Here is a 23,957-nt window from a genome sequence, read left to right as displayed (position 1 = left end):
TTCGCTGAGCCTTCGGCTGAACCTCGACCAGCAACGGCTGAAAAACGGGGAACCACATAAAAGCCGCACCTTTCTTTCACGGCTCCTCCCAGGACGGCTGTCGCACGGCCCCTCTGACCCGGACATGATCTGGGCGGTGCGGGGGGCCGCGGACGCCTCCCGCCATCGGTACACCACCGACATGTGGGGGCACAGTTGCGGAAGAAATTCCATCGATCCCTTGCTGCCGGGGCCATCGCCGTCGCGATGGCCGCGGGCGCGGCCGTTCCGGCCGTCGCCGCGCCGGGCGGCTCCCAGGAGAGCATCGACTCCATCGCCTCCGACGGCTCAGGGCTGCGCGTCACCCTCATCACGGGTGACCAGGTCGTCGTCGGCCAGGACGGCCAGGTCAGAGGTCTGATACGGGCCGAGGGCCGGGAGTCCATACCCGTCCAGCACCTCACCATCGCCGGCGACTCCTACGTCATCCCGCAGGACGCCCGCGCCCTCATCCGGGCCGGAAGCCTGGACCAGCGGCTGTTCAACGTCAGCCAGTTGGCGACCGAGCGCTACCAGCAGGCCGGCGGGCTGCCGCTGATCGTCACCTACGGCGGCCAGGCCCGTACCCAGGACAGCGCCGCCGCCCTGCTCGCGGACGCCGCGCCGGAGGGCTCCGAGGACAGCACCTTCCTGGAGTCCCTCAACGGCGAGGCACTCGTCGTCACCGCCGAGGAGACCCCGGACGTGTGGGCCGCGCTCACCCGCACCAGCGGGGGCGGCGAGGCGTTCGCGCTGGCCGCCACGCCGGGCATCACCGCCATCGCCCTGGACGGCGTGGCGCACAAGACGCTGGCCGAATCGGTGCCGCAGATCGGCGCGCCCGAGGCGTGGGAGGCCGGGTACGACGGCGAGGGCGTGAAGGTCGCCGTCGTCGACACCGGCGTCAGCGACGCCCACCCCGACCTGGCCGACGGCAAGGTCACCGCCGCCGAGAACTTCTCCGACTCGCCCGACGCCGTCGACCGCGACGGCCACGGCACCCACGTCGCCTCCACGGTCGCCGGCACCGGCGCGCACTCCGGCGGTACGTACACCGGTGTCGCCCCCGGCGCGGAGATCATCAGCGCCAAGGTGCTGGACGACGACGGCGGTGGCTGGGAGTCGGACATCATCGAGGGCATGGAGTGGGCCGTCGACCAGGGCGCCGACATCATCTCCATGAGCCTGGGCGGCCCGGCCGGCTTCGAGATCGACCCGATGGAGGAGGCCGTCAACCGGCTCTCCGCCGAGTCCGACGCACTGTTCATCATCGCGGCCGGCAACTCCGGTCCCTACGCGGGCAGCATCGGCTCGCCGGGCACCGCGGACGCCGCCCTCACCATCGGCGCCGTCGACAAGTCCGACCAGCTCGCCGACTTCTCCTCGGTCGGCCCGCGCACCCGCGACGGCGCGCTGAAGCCGGACGTCACCGCCCCCGGCGTCGACATCGCCGCCGCCGGTGCCCCCGACGCCGCCATCTGGCAGTACGGCGACCCGGTCGCCGACGGCTACGTCGCCATCTCCGGCACCTCGATGGCCACCCCGCACGCCTCGGGCGCCGCCGCGCTGCTCAAGCAGCAGCACCCCGAGTGGACCGGCGAGCAGCTCAAGGCCGTGCTCACCGGCTCCACCATCGGCGGCGAGGGTCTGACGGCCACCCAGCAGGGCTCGGGCCGCATCGACGTGCCGTCCGCGATGGACGCCACCGTCATCGCGGAGACCTCCTCGCTCAGCTTCGGCATCGTGCCCTTCCCGCACGAGGAGGCCGACCCGGTCACGCAGGAGCTGACGTACCGCAACCTCGGTGACACCGAGGTCACCCTGGACCTCGCCCTGGAGACCCTGGACACGGAGGGCGGCGCCGCGCCGGAGGGCTTCTACACGCTCTCCGCCGACCAGGTGACCGTCCCGGCCGGCGGCACCGCCACCGTCGAGGTCACCGCCCACACCGCGCTGGGCGACCAGTACGGCATCTACAGCGCGTACATCACCGCCACCGGTGACAACGGGCAGAGCATCCGCACCGCCGGGGCCGTCGAGCGCGAGGCGGAGAAGTTCGACCTGACCCTGGAGGTCACCGGCCGCGACGGCGAGGACGCCGAGTTCTACTACGGCGACCTGTACGACCTGAACACCGGTGAGTGGATCGACGTGTACGGCACCGCCCGGGTGCCCGAGGGCGAGTACGCCCTCGACGTCTCCGTCTTCGACCTGGATGCCGAGCAGGAGAACGTCAACGGCATCGACTGGCTGGTGCGCCCGGGACTGACGGTGACCGAGGACACCACCGTGAGTGCCGACGCCCGCGACGCCGAGGAGGTCGTGTACGCCTCCCCGGACGACGCCGCGGAACAGATCGACCTGATGGTCAGCTACCTGCTGGAGGGCGACGGCGTCGGCCTCAACTCCGGCTGGTCGGCCGGCGGCCTGCCCGAGGGCTTCGGCACCGCACAGCTGGGCGAGCCCGACGAGGGCAACCGGATCACCGGGTACGCCGGCACCACCTGGGAGCGGGAGAACACCCAGTACCAGGGCGCATACGTCCACGACGACGGCCTCTTCACCGGTCTTGAGCGGCGCATCAAGCCCGAGGACCTCGCCGAGATCGTCACCCACCAGGGCTCTCCGATCGCCGGCGACTCCGGCGTGCTGTTCACCTGGGCCGCCGAGCTGGGCATGGCCTCCGGCACCGAGCAGGAACTGCCTCGCACCACCCAGGTGTTCGTCGAGACCGGCACCACCGACTGGGGACAGGACCTGTGGACGTTCGCGTCCGACAGCTTCTTCGAGAGCCTGCCGCGCGCGTACGAGGCCGGTGAGACCGTCGAACGCACCTTCAACGTCGGGGTGTTCGGCCCCATCGTGGACGGCGAGTACGGCGGCCTGGTCCGTGACGGCGACACCCTGTACGGCGCGCTGCTGCCGTTCGCGGACGGCGGCGGCAACTTCGGCTACTCCGCCTACGACGAGGACAACGCCACTACGGTCCTCTACCGCGACGGCGAGGAGTTCGCGGTCTTCGACGACATGCTGGACTACTCCTATTTCGAGCTGCCCGCCGAAGAGGCCGACTACGAGCTGGTGACCACCGTCGGCCGCGACGCTGACGTCTTCCCGGTCACCACCGAGATCACCGCCTCCTTCACCTTCACCTCGGGCGGCACCGACGAGGAGTGGGTCCAGCTGCCCGCCTCCGGGGTCCGTTACAGCCCGGCGCTGGCGCTGGACTCCACCGCCCCGGCCGGTGAGGCTTCCTTCGAGGTGCCCTTCACCGTGCAGGGCTCGGGCGCCGGTGACGGGTCCACCGTCGTGATCTCGTACTCCACCGACGGTGGCGAGACCTGGCTGGAGGCGGACGTCACGGACGGCGTGGCGACCGTGGACAACCCGGCGGCCGGCGGCTCCGTGTCGCTGCACGCCGAGGTCACCGACGCGGACGGCAACACCAGCACACAGACGATCATCGACGCCTACCGCACCGCCTGATCGTTCCGCACCACGCACGAAGGGGCGGCCCCCACCGGAATCTGGGTTCCGGTGGGGGCCGCCCTTTCGCGTGGTCAGCAGGGTGACGGCCGCCTCCTGGGCCGGAGATCGATCACCTCGGCCGAAAACAAGGCAACCTCGGAAAAGCGCCTCGACTCCTTCACCATTCATCCACTCCTTGACCTCATCGGCCCGTCCTGACCCGGACATGATCTGGCCTCGCCGGCAGCCCTCCCTGGTGGGGCGGCTGACGGCTGCCCATCACCACGTTCATGGAGGACAGTTGTCCAAGAAGTTCCCGCGCGGCCTGGCCGCCGGAGCGATCGCGGTGGCCCTGGCCGCCGGGCTCGCCGCACCCGCCGGGGCCGCCCCCGGTGGCCCCGGAGCCCCGGACGCGCCCGCGAGCACCGGCTCCGCCGGACCGCACGACCTCTTCCTCATCACCGGCGACCGCGTCCTGATCGACGACGCGGGCACGTACCAGGGGCTGATACCGGCCGAGGGCCGCGCGTCCATCCCGGTCCAGACCCTCACCCGGGACGGCGAGACCCTCGTCATCCCGCAGGACGCCCGCGCCCTCATCGACGCCGGCACGCTGGACGAGCGGCTGTTCAACATCACCCGGCTGGCCGCCGACCGCTACCGCGACCTCGGCGGACTCCCGCTGATCGTCACCTACGGCGGCGACCGGCGGGTCCAGGACACCGCCGCCGCCCTGCTCGCCGACGCCGCCGAGGACACGGCGCAGGACCGTACGGCGCTGGAGTCCATCAACGGCGAGGCGTTCACCGTCACCGCCGAGGGGACCAGCAGCCTGTGGGACGTGCTGACCCGGCCGGCCGCTGAGGGCGCGGACGCGTTCGCCCTCGCCGCCGCCCCCGGCATCACGGCCATCGCGCTGGACGGCATCGTCGAGAAGACGCTCGCCGAGTCCGTGCCGCAGATCGGCACCCACGAGGCGTGGGAGGCCGGCTACGACGGCGAGGGCGTGAAGATCGCCGTCCTGGACACCGGGGTCAGCGAGGAGCACGCCGACCTGGCCGGCGGCAAGGTCATCGCCGCCGAGGACTTCGCCGAGACCGGCCACACCGGCGACCGCGACGGCCACGGCACCCACGTCGCCTCCACGGCGGCGGGTACGGGTGCCCACGCCGGCGGCACGTACACCGGGGTCGCCCCCGGCGCCGGCATCCTCAACGGCAAGGTGCTCGACGACAACGGCAGCGGCTGGGAGTCGGGCATCATCGCGGGCATGGAGTGGGCGGTCGAGCAGGGCGCCGACATCATCTCCATGAGCCTGGGCGGCTGGGCCGGACCGGACATCGACCCCATGGAGGAGGCCGTCAACCGGCTCTCCGAGGAGTCCGACGCGCTGTTCGTCATCGCCGCCGGCAACTCGGGCCCCGGTGCGGGCACCATCGACTCCCCGGGCACCGCCGACGCCGCCCTCACCATCGGCGCCGTCGACAAGTCCGACCAGCTCGCCGACTTCTCCTCCATCGGCCCGCGCACCCGCGACGGCGGCCTGAAGCCCGATGTCACCGCCCCCGGCGTGGACATCGCGGCGGCCGGCGCCCCCGGTGCGGCGATCTGGCGGTACGGCGACCCGGTCGCCGACGGCTATGTCGCCATCTCCGGCACCTCCATGGCCACCCCGCACGCCGCAGGGGCCGCCGCGCTGCTCAAGCAGCGGCACCCCGACTGGACCGGCGAGCAGCTCAAGGCCGCGCTGACCGGCTCCACCCTCGGCGGCGCGGGCCTGAGCGCCTACCAGCAGGGCTCCGGCCGGATCGACGTGGCCGCCGCCATCGAGCAGACCGTCATCGCCGAGACCACCTCGCTCGGCTTCGGCACGGTGCCCTTCCCGCATGAGGACGCCGACCCGGTCGTCCGCGAGCTGACGTACCGCAACCTCGGTGACACCGACGTCACCCTGGAGCTGTCCGCCGACACCCTGGACCCCGAGGGCGACCCGGCACCCGAGGGTCTGTTCACCCTCGCTGCCGACCAGGTGACCGTCCCGGCCGGCGGCACCGCCACCGTCGAGGTCACCGCCGACACCTCCCGGGGCACGGCCTACGGCGCGCACAGCCTGTACCTCACCGCCACGGGTGACGGGCAGTCCGTGCGCACCGCCGGTGTGGTCGACCGCGAGACGGAGAAGTTCGAGGTCACCGTCGACGCCCGCGACCTGAGCGGCGAGACGGCCGGCGCTTGGGACGGCTACCTCGTCAACCTGGTGACCGGCGAGTCCGCCTGGCTGAGCTCCGAGGAGGCCGGCTCGGCACGGGTACCGGGCGGCCGGTATCTGGTCGACCTCAACGTCTACGAGGAGGACGGGCTGTCCTGGCTGGTCCACCCCGCACTGACGGTGGACGCGCCGGTGACGGTCGACGCGCACGCCGCCGACGCCGGGGAGATCGCCATCACCGCGCCCGACCCGGCGGCCACCCGGCGGGACCAGGCGCTCGCGTACCGGCTCGTCGAGGACGGGGCGCCTGACGGCTTCTACGCCTCCTGGGCCCTGGGCAGCTTCGACGGCTTCTTCCGCACCGCGCAGCTGGGCGACGTGCCGCAGGGCTGGCAGCTCGCCAGCTATCTGACCACCCTGCTGTCGCACGGCGACGCCGATTACCACACCTTCGACGAGAACCTGTCGGGCTTCTCCACCGGGCTGAGCCGGGAGATCCGGCAGCAGGATCTGGCCGAGACCGTCACGCACTTCGGCTCGCCGGACGGCTCCGACCGGGCGTCGCTGTTCACCTGGCCCTACGTGACGGGTGCCGAGCCCGTCGGCCACGACATCGATCTGCCCGGCACCCGGCGGGTGTTCATGGAGGGCGACCTCGGCTGGATCCAGCAGATGTGGGTGACCGAGCCCGGGTTCGCCTCGGTCGTCGGCCGCGATCTGCCCGCCGCTCCCGGCGAGACGTACGAGCGCACCTTCAACACCGGTGTGTTCGGCCCAACCCTGACCGGCTACTGGGGCGGCGTGTACCGCGAGGGCGACGAACTCAGCGGCGCCCTCCACCTGCTGACCGACGGCGCCGGCCACGAGGGCTTCGGCGAGTTCAGCGAGGAGTCCACGGTGCTCTACCGCAACGGCGAGGAGTACGCGCGGGACGACACCGAATTCGACCTGATGTGGCCCGGGTTCGCCCTGACGCCCGACGAGGCGGAGTACCGCCTGGTCACCACCGGCAGCCGGGACCCTCAGCTGTATCCGGTCGCCACGGAGGTCACCGCCGACCTCACCTTCCGCTCCGCCCGTACCCCGGGCCATGAGGCGCTGCCGGTCAGCGTCGTGCGGTTCGGCCCGGCCCTCGCGCTGGACTCCACCGCCCCGGCCGGGGAGAGCGGCTTCCCCGTTCCGCTGGAGATCCAGGGCGCGGCGCTGGACAATGGAGTGGACTCGCTCACCGTCGAGGTGTCCTTCGACGGCGGCGCGAGCTGGAGCGAGAGGGCTGTCGAGGACGGCGCGATCACGGTCGACAACCCGGCGGCCGGCGGCTCGGTCTCGCTGCGCGCCGCGCTGACGGACGGGGACGGCAACGCCGTCACCATCACCGTCATCGACGCCTACCGCACCGCCTGACCGCCCCATGACCTGAGCGGCCCGCCCGGCTGGGGGCGGGCCGCTCAGCCAGGTCCGGGCGGGAGTCGCGCGGCTCAGCCGAAGCGGCCGGAGATGTAGTCCTCGGTGGCGCGCACGGTCGGGTTGGAGAAGATCCGGTCGGTGTCGCCGATCTCGATCAGCTTGCCCGGCTGGCCGACGGCCGCCAGGTTGAAGAACGCGGTACGGTCCGACACCCGCGCCGCCTGCTGCATGTTGTGGGTGACGATCACGATGGTGAACGTCGACTTCAGCTGCCCGATGAGGTCCTCGATGGCGAGGGTGGAGATGGGGTCGAGCGCCGAGCACGGCTCGTCCATCAGCAGCACCTCGGGCTCCACCGCGGTGGCGCGGGCGATGCACAGCCGCTGCTGCTGCCCGCCGGACAGGCCGGAACCGGGCTTGTTCAGCCGGTCCTTGACCTCGTTCCACAGGTTGGCGCCGCGCAGGTTCTTCTCCACGATCTCGTCCAGCTCGGACTTGCGGTACGAGCCGTTCAGCCGCAGTCCGGCCGCCACGTTGTCGTAGATGGACATGGTGGGGAACGGGTTGGGCCGCTGGAAGACCATGCCGACCGTACGGCGTACCGACACCGGGTCGACGCCCGGGCCGTACAGGTCCTCGTCGTCCAGCAGGACCTTGCCCTCGACCCGGCCGCCGGGGGTGACCTCGTGCATGCGGTTGAGGGTGCGCAGGAAGGTGGACTTGCCGCAGCCGGAGGGGCCGATGAACGCGGTCACCGACTTGGGCTCGACGTGCATGGAGATGTCGTCGATCGCCTTGTGGGCGCCGTAGTACGCGGTCAGGCCGGTGACATCGATGCGCTTGGCCATGGGGTGTACCTCCTACTCTCGGGTGGCCGGTCAGCGGCCGGTCTTCGGGGCCTTCCAGCGGGCGATGGCCCGGGCGACCAGATTGAGGATCATGACGAAGGCGATCAGCACCAGGGCGGCGGCCCAGGCCCGGTCGTACGCGGACTCCGTGCCGAACGCCCACTGCTCGTAGACGAACAGCGGCAGCGAGGACTGGGCGCCTTCGAAGGGGTTGCCGTTGATCATGTTGTTGCCGAAGACCAGCAGGATGATCGGGGCGGTCTCGCCCGCGATCCGGGCCAGCGCCAGCATGATGCCGGTGGTGATGCCGCCGATGGCGGTGGGGAGCACGACCTTGAGGATGGTGCGCCACTTGGGGATGCCGAGCGCCAGGGAGGCTTCGCGCAGCTCGTTGGGGACGAGCTTGAGCATCTCCTCGGTGGAGCGGACGACGATCGGCATCATCAGGATCGACAGGGCGAGGGCGCCGGCGAAGCCGGAGTAGCCGAAGCCCATCATCATGATCCACATGGAGAGGATGAACAGACCGGCCACGATGGAGGGGATGCCGGTCATCACGTCCACGAAGAAGGTGATGGCGCGGGCGAGCCGGCCGGAGCCGTACTCCACCAGGTAGACGGCGGTCAGCAGGCCGATCGGTATGGCGATGACGGAGGCGAGCAGCACCTGTTCGACGGTGCCGAGCAGCGCGTGGTAGACGCCGCCGCCGTCCTGCCAGCTGAGCACGCCGTTCATGGAGTGGGTGAGGAAGTACCAGCTGACGCCGGGGATGCCGCGCGCGATGGTCTCCCACAGGAGGGAGGCGAGCGGGATGACGGCGACCAGGAAGCTGGTCCACACCAGGGAGGCGGCGAGCCGGTCGACGGCCTGGCGGCGGCCCTCGACGGCGGAGGTGACCGCGAACCCGGCGGCGACGAAGACGAGGGCGGCGATCAGGCCCCACTGGATCCGGCTGTCGAGTCCGGCGACCAGGCCGGTGGCGATGCCGATGGCGGCCGAGCCGAGCAGCAGCGCGCCGCGCGACCAGGCCGGCAGCCGGGGCTGCCGCAGGGTGGCGGGCCGTACGGAGCGGCGCGGGCGCGGCTCCTCGATCAGGGTGGTCTGGCTGTCACTCATGGTTGCGGCCCTTTATTCGCTTCTCCGCCCGCGCGGCAACCTGCGGGCATCGCTGTCGTCTGCGGCACGGCAGCCGCGCGTGCGTCGCTCATGAGGCCCCCGAGTACTCCTTGCGCCGGGCGATGATCAGCCGGGCGGCGCCGTTGACCAGCAGGGTCAGGATGAACAGCACCAGGCCGGAGGCGATCAGCGCGTCGCGGCCCATGGAGCCGGCCTCCTTGAACTGGCTGGCGATGTTCTGGGCGAAGGTGCCGCCGCCGGACTCCAGCAGGCTGGCGTTGATGAGGAAGCTGGGCGACAGGACGGTGGCCACGGCCATCGTCTCGCCCAGGGCCCGGCCCAGGCCGAGCATGGAGGCGCTGATGATGCCGGAGCGGCCGAAGGGCAGCACCGTCATCCGGATGACCTCCCAGCGGGTGGCGCCCAGCGCCAGGGCGGCTTCCTCGTTGGCCTTGGGGGTCTGCTTGAAGACTTCCCGGGTGACGCTGGTGATGATCGGCAGGATCATGATCGCCAGCAGAATGCCGACGGTCATCAGCGAGCGGGCGGGGGTGCCGTTGTACGCGAAGATCCCGGTCCAGCCGAAGAAACGGTCGAGCCAGTCGAAGAGGCCGGTCATGTGCGGCACGAGGAACAGCGCGCCCCACAGGCCGTAGATGATGCTGGGCACCGCGGCCAGCAGGTCGACCACGTAGCCGATGGGGCCGGCGAGCCGGCGCGGCGCGTAGTGCGAGATGAACAGCGCGATCCCTATGGCCACCGGGACGGCGAGCGCCATGGCGATGACCGAGGAGACCACGGTGCCGAACAGCAGCACCGCGATGCCGAAGACCGGCGGCGAGTCGTTGGCGTTCCACTGGAAGGTGGTGAGGAAGTTGCCCTCGTTGTTCGAGATGGCGACGGCCGCGCGGATGGTGAGGAAGACGGCGATCGCCGCCATGATCACCAGGAGGGCGATCCCGGATCCCTTGGAGAGGTTGCTGAAGACCCGGTCACCGAGGCGCACCGTGTTCTTCCTGGGGGCGGCGTCGGGCATTCCCATGAGTTTTCCGCTCATATCGGCATCGGCTCACACGTCTCGGGTATCTCGGAGGTCGCACGCGGTCCGCGGGTCCCGGGGGCCCCGGCGGTCGCGGGCGTACGTACAGCGTCGGCGGCGTTCACGTCAGGACATCCCCGCGACACGGTCGCGCACCTGCGCGATGATCCGGTCGGGGATCGGCGCGTAGTCGATCTCCGCGAGGGCGCCCTGTCCCTCGTCTCCGGCGGCGTAGCCGAGGAAGGCCTTGGTCAGATCGAGCGTGCCGGGGTTGTTCCCCTTGTCGCAGATGATCTCGTACGTGACGAGAACGATCGGGTAGGCACCTGGCTCGCGAGTGGCGTAGTCGAGTTCGAGCGCGAGGTCACCGCCCTCGCCCACGACCTCACCGGCGGCGATGGCGCTGGAGGCGTTCTCCACGGAGACCGCGACCGGCTCGGGCGCGCCGGTGTCGATGCTCACCGTGCTGATGTTGTTCTGGTGGGCGTAGGACAGCTCGAAGTACGAGATGGCCCCGGCGTTCTGCTGCACCATGCCGACCAGGCCCGAGGAGCCGTCGGCGGCCTGGCCGCCCTTGCCCTTCCAGTTCTTGCCCGGCTCGTGCGGCCACTCCTGGGGCGCGGAGCCGTTCAGGTACTGGGTCAGGTTGTCGGTGGTGCCCGAACCGTCCGACCGGTGGAAGGGGGTGATCGGCAGGTCGGGCAGGGTGACGCCCGGGTTGAGCGCGGCGATCGCCGGGTCGTTCCAGCGGGTGATGCCGGAGTCGAAGATGCGCGCCAGGGTGGGGGCGTCCAGCACGAGGTCCTCGACGCCCGGCAGGTTGTAGCCGATGGCGATGGGGCCGGCGGCCATCGGCAGGTGAATGGCCTGCCCGCCGTCCGCGCACACCGAGCGGGAGGCGGCCAGTTCCTCGTCGCTCATGACCGAGTCGGAGCCGGCGAAGGCGGTGCGGCCCTGGAGGAACTCCTGGATGCCGGCACCGGAACCGGTCGCCTTGTAGTTGATCTGGCTGTCGTCACAATTCGCCTGGTAGGTGTTCACCCAGACCTCCATGGCGTTGGCCTGCGCACTGGAGCCCGAGGCGAGCAGCGAGCCGCTGGGCCCGCACTCGAGATGATCGGCCGAGAAGTCCACCGCGCCCGGCAGCCCGGAGTTGTCATCGGTACCGCAGGCGGCAGTGAGGAGCAGAGCGCTGGTGACCAGGGCCGCTGCGGCGCCAAGCTTCACTGTCGTTCAGTCCTTCCGGGAGACGTCCGAGACCGAAAGTAAGCAGAGCAGATGAAGCGACTGAAGGTCATAAGTGAACAGAAAATGAACCCCACAGGGCAGCCCGGTGGCCCGGACGCCACCTGACGTCACCCGGGAGGTGCACGATACTGCCAGGCAGACGGCGCATTCGTTACGCTATACCCATCGGGGGTATACGGCCGCAGGGAAGGACGATCATGACCACGACCGAGGAGACGCCCGTACCGGCCACCGTGGGTCCCCATGGCTACAGCAAGGACAAGGACGCCCACCTCAAACGGCTGCGCCGCATCGAGGGCCAGATCCGCGGCCTCCAGCGGATGGTCGACGAGGACGTCTACTGCATCGACATACTGACCCAGGTCTCCGCCTCCACCAAGGCGCTCCAGTCCTTCGCGCTCCAGCTGCTGGAGGAGCACCTGCGGCACTGCGTGGCGCACGCCGCCCAGGAGGGCGGGCCCGAGATCGACGCCAAGGTTGAGGAGGCCACCGCCGCGATCGCCCGGCTGCTGCGCACCTGACACCGGACCGCGGCGCCCCCGGCGGCGCCGCACCCGGCCTCGCGGTACGGCCGTACCCGCCCCCGTAGCGCCCGTAGGTCACCCTCAGCGATGGCGCCGTTCACCTTCGCGGGCCGCTGCCCCGGGCCGGCCGGGAACCGGGCCCGATGGGCGGCGCTCAGCCCACCGCGCCCGTGTAGAGGTCGTCCGGCACCGGCAGGGACACCGTCACCGGCGTCCCGAAGCCGGAGAACTCCACCGTGGACGCCACATCGACCCCGTCCAGACCCTCGCCGCTCCCCAGGCTGAACTGATGCCGGATCTTGCGCGGCAGCCCGTCCGTACCCAGATACGCGTCGAACGGCACCATCGAGTCCGCGAACCCCGCCAGCGCGGCCACCAGCTGCTCGCCCGCAGGGCCCGACGCCTCCCGCGCGGCCACCACCAGATCCGTCACCCCCCGCAGGTGCCGCACCCACTCACCGTTCAGCTCCAGCTCCGGCAGCTCCCGCACGCTCACCACCCCGCGCAGCAGCTCGGCCGCCAGCAGCGGATCCGTGGCGCCGTTGGCCACCAGATTGCCGTCCGTGAGCGTGGTGACATCGACCCGCACCCACTTGTCGGCCGGCACCCCGGCGCCCCGGTTCTTCATGTACAGCGCACCCGGGGTGAACACCTCCGTCACCGGAGGCACCGCACCGGCCGGAATCTCCAGCGGCAGCGTCACCCGCAGTTCACCGGAGCGCGTCACGAAGTCATAGCCCCCCTCGCCGCGGATCGTCACCCGGGTACCGCCCGAGGTCATCTCCATCGCGGTCGCCACCAGCGAACTGCCCGCGCCCGCCAGCACCTCCGGCAGCTGCCGCACCGTCTCCCGGGCCTGCCGCGTCCCGGCGTCTTCCTCCGCCGCCGCACCCGTCCCCGTGCACCCGCAGACCGCGAGCAGCAGGGCGGCCAGCGAGGCGATTCTGCCCACCATGGCCTGCCTAACGACGCGGACGGCCACTCGTTACCGTGGGAAGGTGCACGAAGCGAGCCAGAACGATCAGGTCCGGCACGAGGTCACCCTGAACGAACGCGGACCGTTCGTCGCCCCCCGATGCAGCTGCGGCTGGTACGGCCCGGCCCGGCGTTCCCGGCCACTGGCCCGCGACGAGGCCGCCGCCCACACGGCGACGGCCGGTTCCGCCTGAGAGATCGACCCGGCTCGCCCGAGGGTCGGGGGGATGGAGCGGGCGCCCCCGCCCCGGTCGCCGCCCGGAACGCGGGTCCCCGTACCGGCCGGTGGACGCCGGACCGTCCTGGCCGTGTCAGTCCGGCGGGGTGAGCCCCAGGGAGCGGATGAGGTCGAGCATGTCCGTCCGGTACAGCGCGGCGGGGTGGTGTGTCACCGCGCGGAGATGCCCGTGGATCTCCAGGGTGAGCAGGCCGTGCATCCGGCCCCACACGCGCAGCGCGAGCGCCGCCGCGCCGGGTGGCACCTCGCCGTCGCCATCCTGGACCTTCGCGAGGAACGGGGACGGGAAGTCCGCCCAGGTGACCTCCTGCGGCTGGAGGTGGGCGGCCCGGGGCCAGGCGTCGGCGACCAGGTGGGTCAGACCGCCGCAGATGCGGCGCGACGCCGCCTCCACCGGGCCGTCCTCGGGTGGCTGATAGCCGGGGATGGGGTCGCCGTAGAAGAGGCGGAAGCCTTCGGGGTTGGCCAGTGACCACTCCCGGGTGGCCAGCGCCCAGGCCAGCAGCCGGCCGCCCGTGTCACCGGCGGGCACCGCGTCGCGGGCCGCCTCCACCGTGTCGGCGAGGGAGGTGGCGATACCGCCGGTCAGCGCGGTGATCAGGTCGTCGCGGGTGGCGAAGTAGCTGTACAGGGCCCGGGGTGTCATGCCCATCTCGCGGGCGATGCCCCGCAGCGAGATCGCTCCGGGCCCGGCGTCGGCCAGCTGGGCGAGGGCGATGGCCTTGATCTCGCGGATCGTCTCGGCCCGCAGTCGTTCGCGGCGGCGCATGGGCGGGGTCTGCTCACTCACCTTGACAGGTTACAGCGGTGCATTAATCTACGGTGCAGCAAAAGTATACGGCGTGTAGTAAACGCCCGGTGGAGAGGATGCGGATGCCCGCCTATGTGATCGTCGATGTCGTCAGCATGGAGGACCAGCAGGCCGCCCTCGCCTACAGCGAGGTGGCGATACCCTCGGTCCTCGCCCACGGTGGCCGCTACGTGGTGGCCGGGCCGACCCCGCGCCCGGTCGAGGGAAGCTGGGACTCGGCCCGGCTGGTCATCCTCGAATTCCCGGACCTGGAGCGGGCCAGAACGTGGTACGACTCACCGGAGTACACCCGCGCCAGGGAACTCCGCGAGGACGCCATGCAGCTGCGCATCCTCTTCGCGGACGGCGCCACCGGCGCCCCCGTTCCCCCGTCCGCGCCGGACCGGCAGCCCTCCCCGTGAGGGTGGCCCGGCCGGACAGGGCAGCGGGCCACGCGGGCGATGACGGCACCGGGCCCCGGGGCCATGCCCGGGGGAACCTGTGGAACTTCGTGACGCGGGCCGCGGCGTCACCCGCGCGCGTGCGACCCCGCGACGCATCCGGCCGTGCACGCGGGCGCCCGGGCCGTCCGCGCGAGACCTGACCATCGCGGCGCGGCGCCCCCGCCCGCTGGCACGCGAGGAGGCCGCCGCCCACACGGCGACGGCCCGTTCCGCCCGAGAGATCAGGCGGAACGGGCCGTCGAAAACCTTCGCGCAGCGGCGGGCCGGATAGGACCTACGCGGCGGTCACCCCGCGCCGGGCCCGCGCCCGGTGCCTGCCACCCCCGTCGTCCCCGCCCTGCTCGCCACCGGAACCATCGGCACCGTCGGCACTCCCCTGCTCCCGCTCGCGGTCCTGGCCCGGCCGTACGTCCTCGCCGACCGCGATCCAGCCGAGCAGCCTGGTACCGGCCAGCACCCGCACCAGCGGGGTCAGCGCGTACAGCGCCAGCGGGGACAGCAGCAGCGCCACCGCCGTGGCCAGCGCGAAACCGGCCAGCACATCGGTGGGGTAGTGGACGGCGGTGAAGACCCGGCCGAAGCCCTGGACGAAGGCCAGCGCGATCGCGGCGATCCCGATCTTGCGGTGCACCAGCAGCAGCCCCACGGCGATCGCCATGGCGCCGGCGGAGTGATCGCTGACGAACGACCAGCCCGTCTTGCCCTCGACCAGCACATGCAGATCCGGATGGTCGATGAACGGCCTCGGCCGCGCCACGAAACTGCTGATCGGCTGGTTGATCAGCCAGGAGACCCCGGCCGCGCCCAGCGCCCAGGAGACCCCGGCCACCGCCTGTGCGGAGCCGGCCCTGGACCGCACCAGGAACCAGGTGCCCAGCACCGCGAGCACGAGGCCGATGGCGAAGCCGTACTCCACCAGGAAGGTCACCGCGTCGGACACCCAGCCGGGCAGGCTGTCGGCATAGCCGTTGATCTTGTAGAGAAGATCGACATCGATGTCGGGGTTGTCGAGTCCAGCCATGTGCCGTTACGGCCCCTTCATGATGTCGTCGTGGGGGTGGAGGGGAGCGCCCGCGTACCCGTCCAGGAAACGGCATGTTCCGCGCCTGGAGTTCCGATGTCCCCGAAAGAGCACCACAGCGTTACCGAAGAGAGACGCCCGTGGTGTGACGGAGCGCGACGGTAAGACTACTACCCTGCCGTGGGCCGCGTCGCGCCGAAATAATCGGCCGAATCGATGGGGTCGAAGCGGATCTCGGCGCCAGTGTACGGGGCGTCGATCATGTAGCCGCCGCCCACATAGATCCCCACATGGTGGATGCTGCGCGAGTCCGTCAGGTCGTTGGCGAAGAACACCAGGTCACCGGGCAACAGCTCGTCGCGTTCCGGATGCGGACCGGACGCCCACTGGTCGTTGGCCACCCGCGGCAGCTCGATCCCCACCGCCTCGTAGGCCGCCTTCGTCAGCCCCGAGCAGTCGAACCGCCCGTCGTGCTCCGGGGTGCCGTTGCCGCCCCACAGATAAGGGGTGCCGAGCTGCTCCTGCGCGAAGTGCACCGCCCCGGCCGCCAGCTCGGACGGCGCGAGCCGCTGCTGGTCCTCCGGCGGCGCCGCGAAGCTCTCCTCGGCGGCGCGGATGATCCGCACGTAGTTCTGCGTCTCGGTGTACGGGGGCACGCCGCCGTACTGGATCACCGCGTACGGGCCGGCGTTGTAGGCGGCGAGCATGTTCTCGACCGGGTCCCCGGGCACATCGCGCACGTACGACGCCAGCGAGCAGTTGTAGGTGGCGGCCGACGGGATGGCGTCCTCGGGGTCCCACACATCGGCGACCCCGTCACCATTGGCGTCGATGCCGTGCACCGCCCAGGTGCCCGGGATGAACTGCGCTATCCCCTGCGCCGCCGCGTGGGACTGGGCGCTCGGATTCCAGCCACTTTCCTGGTTGAGCTGGGCGGCGAGCAGCGCGGGCGACAGTTCGTCGCACAGGTTCCCCCACTCCTGCACCAGATCCTCGTACGCGGCCGGCACGGCGTTCTTGGCCAGCTTCCCGCCGTTCTTGCCCGCGCCCCCGACGATCCCGGCGGCGGCGCTGTACACCCCGACCACCAGCAGCGCCACGAACAACGCCAGGCCCCCCAGCCCCAGCCCGCCGACCAGCGCGACCTTGCGCATCTCCCACCGCTCCCCTCGATCTCCCCCCAGTCTGCCCGGCGTTTCCCCGAACACAACCGCCATGGAACGTACTTCGGTCAGTGCGGCGTGGCACAATCGCAAGCGGAGAGCGAGTATCGAACAGCACAGAGCCAGTTGGGCGGTGAACCCGGATGTTCCTTGCGGCGGACTCAGAGGACATCACTGAACTCATCGGCGGAATCGCCCCGGACTGGGGCCCGTTCGCCACGGTCGGTGATGAGGCACGGACGATGGTCCAGGTCATCATGGCGCTCGCCATCCTGATCTGCCTGGGCATCGCGATCTGGGGGGCGGCCAAACAGCGGATCGGTTCCACCGCGATGCGGGACTCCTTCAGCGCCGAACAGGGCAAGGGCCTGATCGTGGCCGGGCTGACCGGGGTGTTCATCATCGGATCGCTCGGCACCCTGTTCACCATCATCTACGGCATGGCGGTCTAGCCGCGATGCACCGTGCGCCGGCCGTGGCGGCGGCCCTGGCTCTCGCCCTGGCCGCCCTGACCACGGCCTGCGCCGGCGGCCCGGCCCAGAACCGGGCCGAACAGGTCGCACGCGCCCAGCCCGCGCCCCAGGACCCACCACCGGAGGACGGGGCCCCCGGCGAAGGCCCGGACGGCGATCCGGACGGCGATCCCGGCGAGGAAGAGCCGCAGGACCCCCCGGTCGTCATCGCCCCACCCCACGGCTCGGTGGCGATAGCGGAAACGATCACCGAGGACCTCCCCGAGGGCCTGCGCCACGCCGCCCCCCTCCCCGACGGCTCCCTGCTGCTGACCCCCGACACGGGCGGCGCCGTCTACCACCTGAACCCCGCCAGCGGCACGGTGACACAGGCCGGCGAGATAGAGACCACCGCGGACGAGACGACCATCGTGGACATCGCCACGTGGGAGGAGTCCGTCTACATCGCCTACGAGGGCGCCGAGAACAACCGCATCTCCCGCTACACCTACGAGGCCGGCACCCTGCGCCCCAGCGGCTCCGCCGCCGCCCGCGACCTGCCGCGCGGCGCGGGCCTGATGGCCTTCGGCCCGGACGGCATGCTGTACACCAGCACCGGACCGGCCGGCGAGATCCTGCGCATCGACCCCGCCCGCCCCGCGGCCACCGCCGCCATCTCCACCGGCCACACCGACCTGCGCGGCCTGGCCTGGGACCCGATGGGCCAGCTGTGGACGATCGACCCCGGCAACGGCACCACCACCGACGTCCAGCCCATCACCCCCGAGAACCCCCTCCCCCCGGCCGACACCACCGTCCCGGCCACGGAGAACCCCACCGACCTCACCCAGATCGCCGGCTCCCTGTGGATGACCACGGAAACCGGCACCCTGTGGCGCTACCCCCTCCCCAACGCCACCCCCGAGCCCTTCCTGACCAACGACCTGGGCGCCCTGCACGCCGTCCTCCCCACCCCGGACGGCGAGGACCTGTACCTCCTGACCGCGACCAGCGTGCTGCGCCTGACGGTCACCTGACGGAGGGCACCGGGCGGTTCACGTCAGCCGGACGTCGCGGGACCGGCCCCGCCCCGAGTGGGCGCGCCGGGCGGCGGAGGATTCGGGAGCGGTGACGAGGACCACCGCGATGACGCCGAGAGCGAGTACCGCCGCGGTGGGGGCGAGCCACAGCGGGCCGGCGCCGGCGAGGACGGCACCGCCGATTCCGGCGCCCATCGCGGCACCTATGTGGTTCATCGCCCCGCTGAGGCTCAGCGCGATCACGGCGACATCGCCGCCCGCGACGAAGACCCGGTTCTGCTGGGGGATGACCAGGGACAGGGCCGTCATGCCCAGGATGAACAGGACGGCCAGAGTGGGCAGGAACCAGTGCTGTACCGCGGTGAGGAGCACGGAGTTCAGGGCGACGACGCCGAGACCGGTGACGATCACCGCGACGGCCGTGAAGCGGTCGGCGAACCGGCCGATCACCCGGGTGCCGGCGAAGACCCCGGCCCCGTAGAGCAGCAGGGCGATCATGATGGCCGTGCCGTCGCCCGGCGAGCTGATGCCCACCACCGCCGAGACGTACGAGCCGAGCAGGTACTGCGGCATGATCAGCAGCGCGCTGACCACGAGCAGGGCCAGGATGCGCGGGTTCACCAGGACCGCGAGCCGTGCGCGCATCGTGGTGGCCGGCAAGGTCACCGACGGCACGAACAGGCCGGCCAGCACCGCCGCGACCGCGGCCATCGCGGCGATGGTCCACAACGTTCCGCGCCACCCCCAGAGCTGGCCGATCAGGAGCCCGATGGGCATGCCGAGGACGGCGGCCAGGCCGGCGCCCGCGGCGATCATGGCGAACGCCCGGGAGCGGCGGCCGGGCGGCGCGAGCACGCCGGCGACGGCGAAGGCGTTGGCCTGGAAGGCGGCGGCGCCGAGCGCGGCGACGATCTGTCCGGTCATGACGACGCCGTAGGTGGGCCCGGCGGCTTGCAGCACCATGCCGAGCAGGAACACCACCATGCCCGTACAGATGACGAGGCGGCGGTCCAGCTGTCCGGTGAGGGTCGCGATGACCGGCGAGCTCACGGCGTAGGTGACGCCGAACGCGGTCATCAGCTGTCCCGCCGCCGCCACGCTCACCGAGAGATCCGCGGCCACCTCGGGCAGCAGACCGGGCAGCACGAACCCGTCGATGGCGAGTACGAACGCGCCGACGGAAAGGATCACCAGGCGCCAGGTCGCGGACGGGTTCATGGATGGCAGACCGCGTCCGCGCCGGTTCCGGCGCCGGGGGCGGGGTGGCACCCGCTGGTGGTGTCGCGGGGCAGCGGCAGGTCGAGCGCCGGGTTCCGGTCGAAGAACCCGGCCGGCCGCAGGTGCACCGAGGCCGTGGTCACCGGCATGACGGGCCAGTCCTCGGGCCGGACGACATGGTGGGCGATGAAGGTGTGCCAGACCACGATGTCGGTGTCGCGGACGTTCTCGTCGCCGGCGGTGTAGCGGGGCAGCCCTTCACCCGGCGGGCTCTGGAACGGGTAGTCCCCGGCGGCGAACAGCTCCCCCTCCCGGTAGGGCGTCACCCACAGGTGTTTGGTCGCGAACTGGGCCCGGCCGAGCATGGGGCTGTCGGGGTGCAGCAGCGGCAGCACCCCGGACTGGGGGATCAACTGGTAGCCGACCGGTTGGCCGTGGGCGTTGCTGACGCGCTCGTTCTGGATCGTCCAGGTTCGCGCGACCGAGGCGTCGGCGACGCGCTGGGCCCCCCGTTCACGCTCCAGGTGGGTGGTGTGCACGGTCCAGGCGTTGCCGACGGGATTGTCCGGGCCGAGCGGGGCGGGCCGGGAGTCGCACTCGACGACGGAGTTGAGGTCGCCGTCCACGGCCATGTCCAGCCGCACGTTGAACGCGTGCTGGTGATGCGGCCCGTAGACCCCGGGCGCGACCACGGTGCCCGAGGAGGGCACCTCGCCGGCGGGCACGCCGCCCGTGGAGATGATGCCGGTGAGCTTGACCTCGAACTCCACGCTGCCGTCGGTGTGGAAGTACCAGAAAAATCCGTAGTCGTAGTTCTCCAGTGTGGAGAACGAGGAGACGACCAGGCGGCGGCCGCGGCGGACATCGGTGGTGGTCTCCTCGAAGCCCTCGCTGTGCCCGGTGTGCTTCCAGGCGATGCCGGTGTCCTCCTCGTGGATGCAGATCGCGTTCTCGATGACGGAGGGGCTGCCGTCCCAGTCGGCGCAGACGCCGTCGAGGTAGCGGATCTCGCCGAGGCAGTCGCAGCCCAGCACCAGCGAGTTCGCGAGCTTCCCCAGACCCGCCTCGCCCTCGTCGAACACCGCCTTGTTGCGGTGCAGAGGCGCGGGATCGCCGTAGGGGACCCACATCTCCGAGAGCGAGGCGCGATGGATGATCGAGCGCCGGCGGCCCCGGTCGTCGTAGCTGATCCGGTGGAGCACCAGTCCCTCACGGTCGTTGAAGCCGACCCGCATCGACCAGTTCTGCCATCGCAGCAGATGGCCGTCCAGGGTGAAACTGGGGCCGTCGGGCTGGGTGATGTCCAGTCGGCGTACGCCTTGGCGGGTGGCCTGCCGCGGACCGTGGCGCCCGCCGTCCTCGCCGACCGGCACCCGGGCGACATCCTCGACCCGCAGGACCTCGGCGGTATCGAGATCGGCCGTGACCACCACCCCTTCCAGCGGGCGGGCGAACGGATTGTCGTCCTGGGTGGGGCGCACGAACGTCAGCGCCTTGGTCACCCGGCGGTGCGCGTAGTCGTCGCGCTCGTCGTGGTAACCCGGCGGCCACGGATGGACCTCGATCACGGCGGGGTCGGTCAGACCGCGGCGGCTCATGGCGGCCAGCCACTCGGGGTCCTTCTTGATGGCGGCGACGACATCCTGGAAGTCCGCGCTCTGCATACGGGGCCGCTGCCCGATCCGGTCCACCGTGGAGACCACCGTGCCGCCGGTCAGCGACACCCGCGCCTCGCGGACCATACGGTGCTCGCGGTCGTAGAGCACGACCTGTGCCTCCCGGTCGGGGACGACGGCGCCGCGGGCGTGGTCCTTGAGCACCTGCTTGCCCGGCTCGGCCAGGGTGATGGACGAGAAGTGCGTCCGGTCGGTGAAGACGGGGTGGGCGCGGACGATCTCGCCGACCCGGGTGATCTCCTCGGCGGTCAGCGGGTCGAGGGGATGCTGCGGGCTCACGCGGTCACCTTTCCGTGCTCGGGGCGGCGGTCACCGGGTGATCGGCACCGGTCATGCGCAGGCGGCGCATCGCGGTCCCGGTGAGCGCTTCGCGGGCGGCGCGGTTCGCCAGCAGGCAGGTGATCTCGCTCTTGTCGTCGAAGGGCGGGGAGACCTCGACGATGTCCATGCCGACGATGCCGACCTCGGAGGAGAGCCGGCGGACCGCGCGCAGGATCTCGTTGCTGGTCAGTCCGCCCGGTTCCGGTGTGCCGGTGCCCGGGGCGTACGCGGGGTCCGCGACATCGATGTCCAGCGACAGGTAGAGGTGGTCGGCCTGGTCGAGGGCCTCGTCCACGGCGCGCTGCAGGACGTGGTCGAACCCGAAGCGCTCGATCTCGGCCATGAAGTGCGTGCGCATCCGCTGTTCCTTCATCCAGTCGAGGGTCTCCGGGTCGGGCCAGTAGCCCCGCAGACCGACCTGGACGAAGTTCGAGCCGGGCACGGCCCCGGACTCGATGAGCTTGCGCATGGGTGTGGCGTGGCTGGCCAGGCTCTGCGGGGCGTCGGCGCCGGTGTCGGCGTGGGCGTCGAAGTGGACGATGCCGACCTTGCCGTAACCCCAGTGGTCGGCGACCGCCGTGGCACAGGGCCAGGTGATCGCGTGGTCCCCGCCCAGGATGAGGGGGATCGCGCCGGAGTCGACGATGGTGCCGACGAACTTGCGGATGCCCTCGAAGGTGACGGGGGTGTTCCCGACGCTGATCGGCGCGTCGCCGTAGTCGCAGCAGTTGAGCACCTCGAACGCGTCCACGCCGGTGTCCATGCTCAGTTGGGGGTGGCCGTAGCCGGCCTGGTGGTCCGCCGAACGGATCACCATCGGGCCGTGGTTGGTCCCGCTGCGACCACTGGTGGTCGAGTCCCACGGCACCCCGCACACCGCGACATCGATCTCGCCGGCCACGAGATCCTCGGGAGTCAGGCAGACCGGCAGCTTGCCGAAGGTCTGGATGCCCGAGTAGCCGCCCTCGTAGCGCCGGTTGACGTGGATGGGGCCGGGCCTGCGGTCCTTGTTGTAGTCGTCGATGGCCTCGTGTCCTTCGAGGCCCGCCCCCAGCCGCGGCGGCTGCGACCAGAACCCCTCGGGCCACCTCGCGTGGTGGTGCCCGTGGTCGTGGGCGTGCTGGTCGGCGTGGTCGGGGCTGTGGTGTGTGCCGGTCATGAGAGGTCTCCGGGACGGTCGGCGAGGCCATGGTCGAGGGCGTCGGGGTGGAGCCAGTCGCGCTGGGTCAGGCCCAGACGTCGCATGGCCATCCCGGTCAGGGTGTGGTGCAGGGCGCGGTGGGCCAGCAGCGTGGTGATCTGGCCGGAGTTGTCGTACTGCGGGCTGAGTTCGACGAGTTCGAGACCGACGAGATCGACCTCGGCACCGATGCGGCGGACGGCGCGCAGCAGGGCGGTGCTGCGCAGCCCGCCCGGTTCGGGGCTGCTCGTGCCGGGGGCGTACATCGGGTCGGCCACGTCGATGGAGATCGACAGGTAGTGGCCGGCGGGTGCTCCGGGAGCGGTGGCCCCGGCGATCACCCGGTCGATGACGGTGTCGATGCCGTGCTGATCGACCTCGGCCGCCGGGTGGACGCGTACCCCGTTGTCGTGCAGCCAGGACCGCAGTCCCACGCTGGTGTCGAAGCCGCGGGCGCCGAGCTGGATCACGTGCTCGCCACGGATCACGCCCGATGCGACCGCGCGGCGCAGCGCGCTGCGGGCGCCGCCCATCTCCCAGCCCTGGACCGGCTCCATGGCGGTGTGCGCGCCCAGGTGGATGACCCCGACCGTGCCGTGGCCGTGATGGTCGGCCACCGCGGTCAGGCAGGGCCAGGTGATGCCGTGGTCACCGCCCAGCACCAGGGGGCGGGCGCCGGCCTCAAGGATGGTGGTGACGAACTTGCGGATGTCCTCGTAGGTCTCCGGGGTGTTGCCCGACGCGGTCGGGGCGTCGCCGTAGTCCGCGCAGCGCAGCACTTTGAAGGGGTCCACCCGGGTGTGCAGGTCGGGCAGGGCGAACTCCTGGGTGGAGTTCATCCCGCTGGTGCGCAGCGCGACGGGACCGCGCCGGGCGCCGCTGCGGCCGGTGCCGGTGGCGTCCCAGGGCACCCCGCACGCGGCGACGTCGATCCCGCCGGCCACGAGGTCCTCGGGGGTCAGGCAGAGCGGGAGCCCCATGTAGCTCTGCACGCCCGACCGGCCGTACTCGTAGGCCCGTTGCACATAGATGGGCCCGGGCGGCCGGTCCTGGTTGTAGTGGTCGACCGCGCCGTGGTCCTCGGTGCCGGTGCCGAGGTACGGCCGGGCCGCCCGCATCGAGGCGCCCCATTCGGGCGCGTACGGCTCTGTCATGCCGGGGCCGAACGAGGCTGGGCCCCGGGGCGGAACACGCCGGAGCGTCGTAATGCGCGCCTGGATCGCCGGCCGGCCGCGCTTTCGTGGCCGGCGCTTTGCCGCTCCGTCCAACTCACTTCGGATACTTGCCGGTAAGGGTGCGCGAAGCTCAACTGAGATGGGGTCACGTACTGAACACGCAGCGGCGGCCGTCCACGGTTCATCGGGGCTCCGCACACGGATCCGCCGCATTTTCTCGCGGTGCTCGGTTCCACCGCGAATGAACCACCGCGGCGGTCCGCGCCGTGTTCTCGGTAGAGGCTGCGATGTTCTCAGCGCCGTCGCACCCCCCGTTCACACAGGGCGGATGTGCGGCACCGGGAGGTTCTCGCACCGTGTTGTGAGC

General features: G+C 71.3%; 19 protein-coding genes. 7 read left to right on the top strand and 12 right to left on the bottom strand.

Annotation, left to right across the window (positions count from 1 at the left end; translation table 11 throughout):
- Positions 1–246 precede the first annotated feature (246 nt).
- Positions 247–3,504, top strand: a complete 3,258-nt coding sequence (locus ACTFAP_RS16230) for a S8 family peptidase (protein WP_500466699.1) — start codon at positions 247–249, stop codon at positions 3,502–3,504.
- A gap of 283 nt (positions 3,505–3,787) precedes the next feature.
- Entirely contained in the window at positions 3,788–7,099 is a 3,312-nt protein-coding gene (locus ACTFAP_RS16225) for a S8 family serine peptidase (protein ID WP_500466698.1), read from the top strand.
- A 74-nt stretch (positions 7,100–7,173) separates the two neighbouring features.
- Here the strand turns inward: ACTFAP_RS16225 and pstB are convergent, their stop codons facing one another.
- From pstB to pstS, 4 genes are all read right to left on the bottom strand, one after another.
- Positions 7,174–7,950: a phosphate ABC transporter ATP-binding protein PstB gene (gene pstB / locus ACTFAP_RS16220; protein WP_030729812.1), complete on the bottom strand. Its 777-nt coding sequence runs from the start codon at positions 7,948–7,950 to the stop codon at positions 7,174–7,176.
- A gap of 30 nt (positions 7,951–7,980) precedes the next feature.
- Positions 7,981–9,066 carry a phosphate ABC transporter permease PstA gene (pstA, locus tag ACTFAP_RS16215; protein WP_495681259.1) on the bottom strand — a complete coding sequence of 362 codons (1,086 nt, stop codon included), beginning with the start codon at positions 9,064–9,066 and terminating at the stop codon, positions 7,981–7,983.
- Between the two features lie 88 nt (positions 9,067–9,154).
- Complete coding sequence (gene pstC, locus ACTFAP_RS16210; protein ID WP_500466697.1) at positions 9,155–10,108, bottom strand: phosphate ABC transporter permease subunit PstC; 954 nt, start codon at positions 10,106–10,108, stop codon at positions 9,155–9,157.
- Positions 10,109–10,231: 123 nt separating this feature from the next.
- Positions 10,232–11,332 carry a phosphate ABC transporter substrate-binding protein PstS gene (gene pstS / locus ACTFAP_RS16205; protein ID WP_495681258.1) on the bottom strand — a complete coding sequence of 367 codons (1,101 nt, stop codon included), beginning with the start codon at positions 11,330–11,332 and terminating at the stop codon, positions 10,232–10,234.
- A 218-nt stretch (positions 11,333–11,550) separates the two neighbouring features.
- Between pstS and ACTFAP_RS16200 the strand changes: the two genes are divergently transcribed.
- On the top strand, positions 11,551–11,874 hold the full coding sequence (locus ACTFAP_RS16200) for a metal-sensitive transcriptional regulator (RefSeq protein ID WP_030729820.1): 324 nt from the start codon (positions 11,551–11,553) through the stop codon (positions 11,872–11,874).
- A 157-nt stretch (positions 11,875–12,031) separates the two neighbouring features.
- On the opposite strand, the gene ACTFAP_RS16195 is transcribed toward ACTFAP_RS16200, so the two are convergent.
- On the bottom strand, positions 12,032–12,832 hold the full coding sequence (locus ACTFAP_RS16195; protein ID WP_500466696.1) for a hypothetical protein: 801 nt from the start codon (positions 12,830–12,832) through the stop codon (positions 12,032–12,034).
- A 43-nt stretch (positions 12,833–12,875) separates the two neighbouring features.
- Between ACTFAP_RS16195 and ACTFAP_RS16190 the strand changes: the two genes are divergently transcribed.
- On the top strand, positions 12,876–13,046 hold the full coding sequence (locus ACTFAP_RS16190; protein WP_500466695.1) for a hypothetical protein: 171 nt from the start codon (positions 12,876–12,878) through the stop codon (positions 13,044–13,046).
- 117 nt (positions 13,047–13,163) lie between these two features.
- Here ACTFAP_RS16190 and ACTFAP_RS16185 read toward each other — a convergent pair whose 3' ends face one another.
- Positions 13,164–13,880: a TetR/AcrR family transcriptional regulator gene (locus ACTFAP_RS16185; protein ID WP_500466694.1), complete on the bottom strand. Its 717-nt coding sequence runs from the start codon at positions 13,878–13,880 to the stop codon at positions 13,164–13,166.
- Positions 13,881–13,963: 83 nt separating this feature from the next.
- Between ACTFAP_RS16185 and ACTFAP_RS16180 the strand changes: the two genes are divergently transcribed.
- Positions 13,964–14,302, top strand: coding sequence for a DUF1330 domain-containing protein (locus ACTFAP_RS16180; RefSeq protein ID WP_500466693.1), 339 nt, complete (start codon positions 13,964–13,966; stop codon positions 14,300–14,302).
- A 316-nt stretch (positions 14,303–14,618) separates the two neighbouring features.
- Here ACTFAP_RS16180 and ACTFAP_RS16175 read toward each other — a convergent pair whose 3' ends face one another.
- Together ACTFAP_RS16175 and ACTFAP_RS16170 are read right to left on the bottom strand one after the other, a co-directional pair.
- A complete protein-coding gene (locus ACTFAP_RS16175; RefSeq protein WP_495681254.1) occupies positions 14,619–15,365 on the bottom strand; it encodes a phosphatase PAP2 family protein in 747 nt (248 codons plus the stop codon).
- Positions 15,366–15,535: 170 nt separating this feature from the next.
- A complete protein-coding gene (locus tag ACTFAP_RS16170) occupies positions 15,536–16,519 on the bottom strand; it encodes a C40 family peptidase (RefSeq protein WP_500466692.1) in 984 nt (327 codons plus the stop codon).
- A 152-nt stretch (positions 16,520–16,671) separates the two neighbouring features.
- Between ACTFAP_RS16170 and ACTFAP_RS16165 the strand changes: the two genes are divergently transcribed.
- Positions 16,672–16,980, top strand: coding sequence for a DUF8827 family protein (locus ACTFAP_RS16165; RefSeq protein ID WP_030729828.1), 309 nt, complete (start codon positions 16,672–16,674; stop codon positions 16,978–16,980).
- A 5-nt stretch (positions 16,981–16,985) separates the two neighbouring features.
- Positions 16,986–18,017, top strand: coding sequence for a PQQ-dependent sugar dehydrogenase (locus tag ACTFAP_RS16160; protein WP_500466691.1), 1,032 nt, complete (start codon positions 16,986–16,988; stop codon positions 18,015–18,017).
- Between the two features lie 18 nt (positions 18,018–18,035).
- Here ACTFAP_RS16160 and ACTFAP_RS16155 read toward each other — a convergent pair whose 3' ends face one another.
- From ACTFAP_RS16155 to ACTFAP_RS16140, 4 genes are read right to left on the bottom strand one after another with little or no spacing between them, the layout of a single operon-like run.
- Positions 18,036–19,238: an MFS transporter gene (locus tag ACTFAP_RS16155; RefSeq protein WP_500466690.1), complete on the bottom strand. Its 1,203-nt coding sequence runs from the start codon at positions 19,236–19,238 to the stop codon at positions 18,036–18,038.
- Entirely contained in the window at positions 19,235–21,193 is a 1,959-nt protein-coding gene (locus ACTFAP_RS16150) for a primary-amine oxidase (RefSeq protein WP_500466689.1), read from the bottom strand. The genes ACTFAP_RS16155 and ACTFAP_RS16150 overlap by 4 nt, the downstream gene beginning before the upstream one ends.
- A gap of 4 nt (positions 21,194–21,197) precedes the next feature.
- Positions 21,198–22,394, bottom strand: a complete 1,197-nt coding sequence (speB, locus tag ACTFAP_RS16145; RefSeq protein ID WP_495681249.1) for an agmatinase — start codon at positions 22,392–22,394, stop codon at positions 21,198–21,200.
- Complete coding sequence (locus ACTFAP_RS16140; RefSeq protein ID WP_495681248.1) at positions 22,391–23,569, bottom strand: arginase family protein; 1,179 nt, start codon at positions 23,567–23,569, stop codon at positions 22,391–22,393. The genes speB and ACTFAP_RS16140 overlap by 4 nt, the downstream gene beginning before the upstream one ends.
- Between the last annotated feature and the right edge of the window lie 388 nt (positions 23,570–23,957).

The sequence above is a fragment of the Streptomyces sp. PH9007 genome (assembly GCF_059813725.1).
Note: the sequence above shows the minus strand (reverse complement) of the source record. Positions and strands in the feature narration are given on the sequence as shown.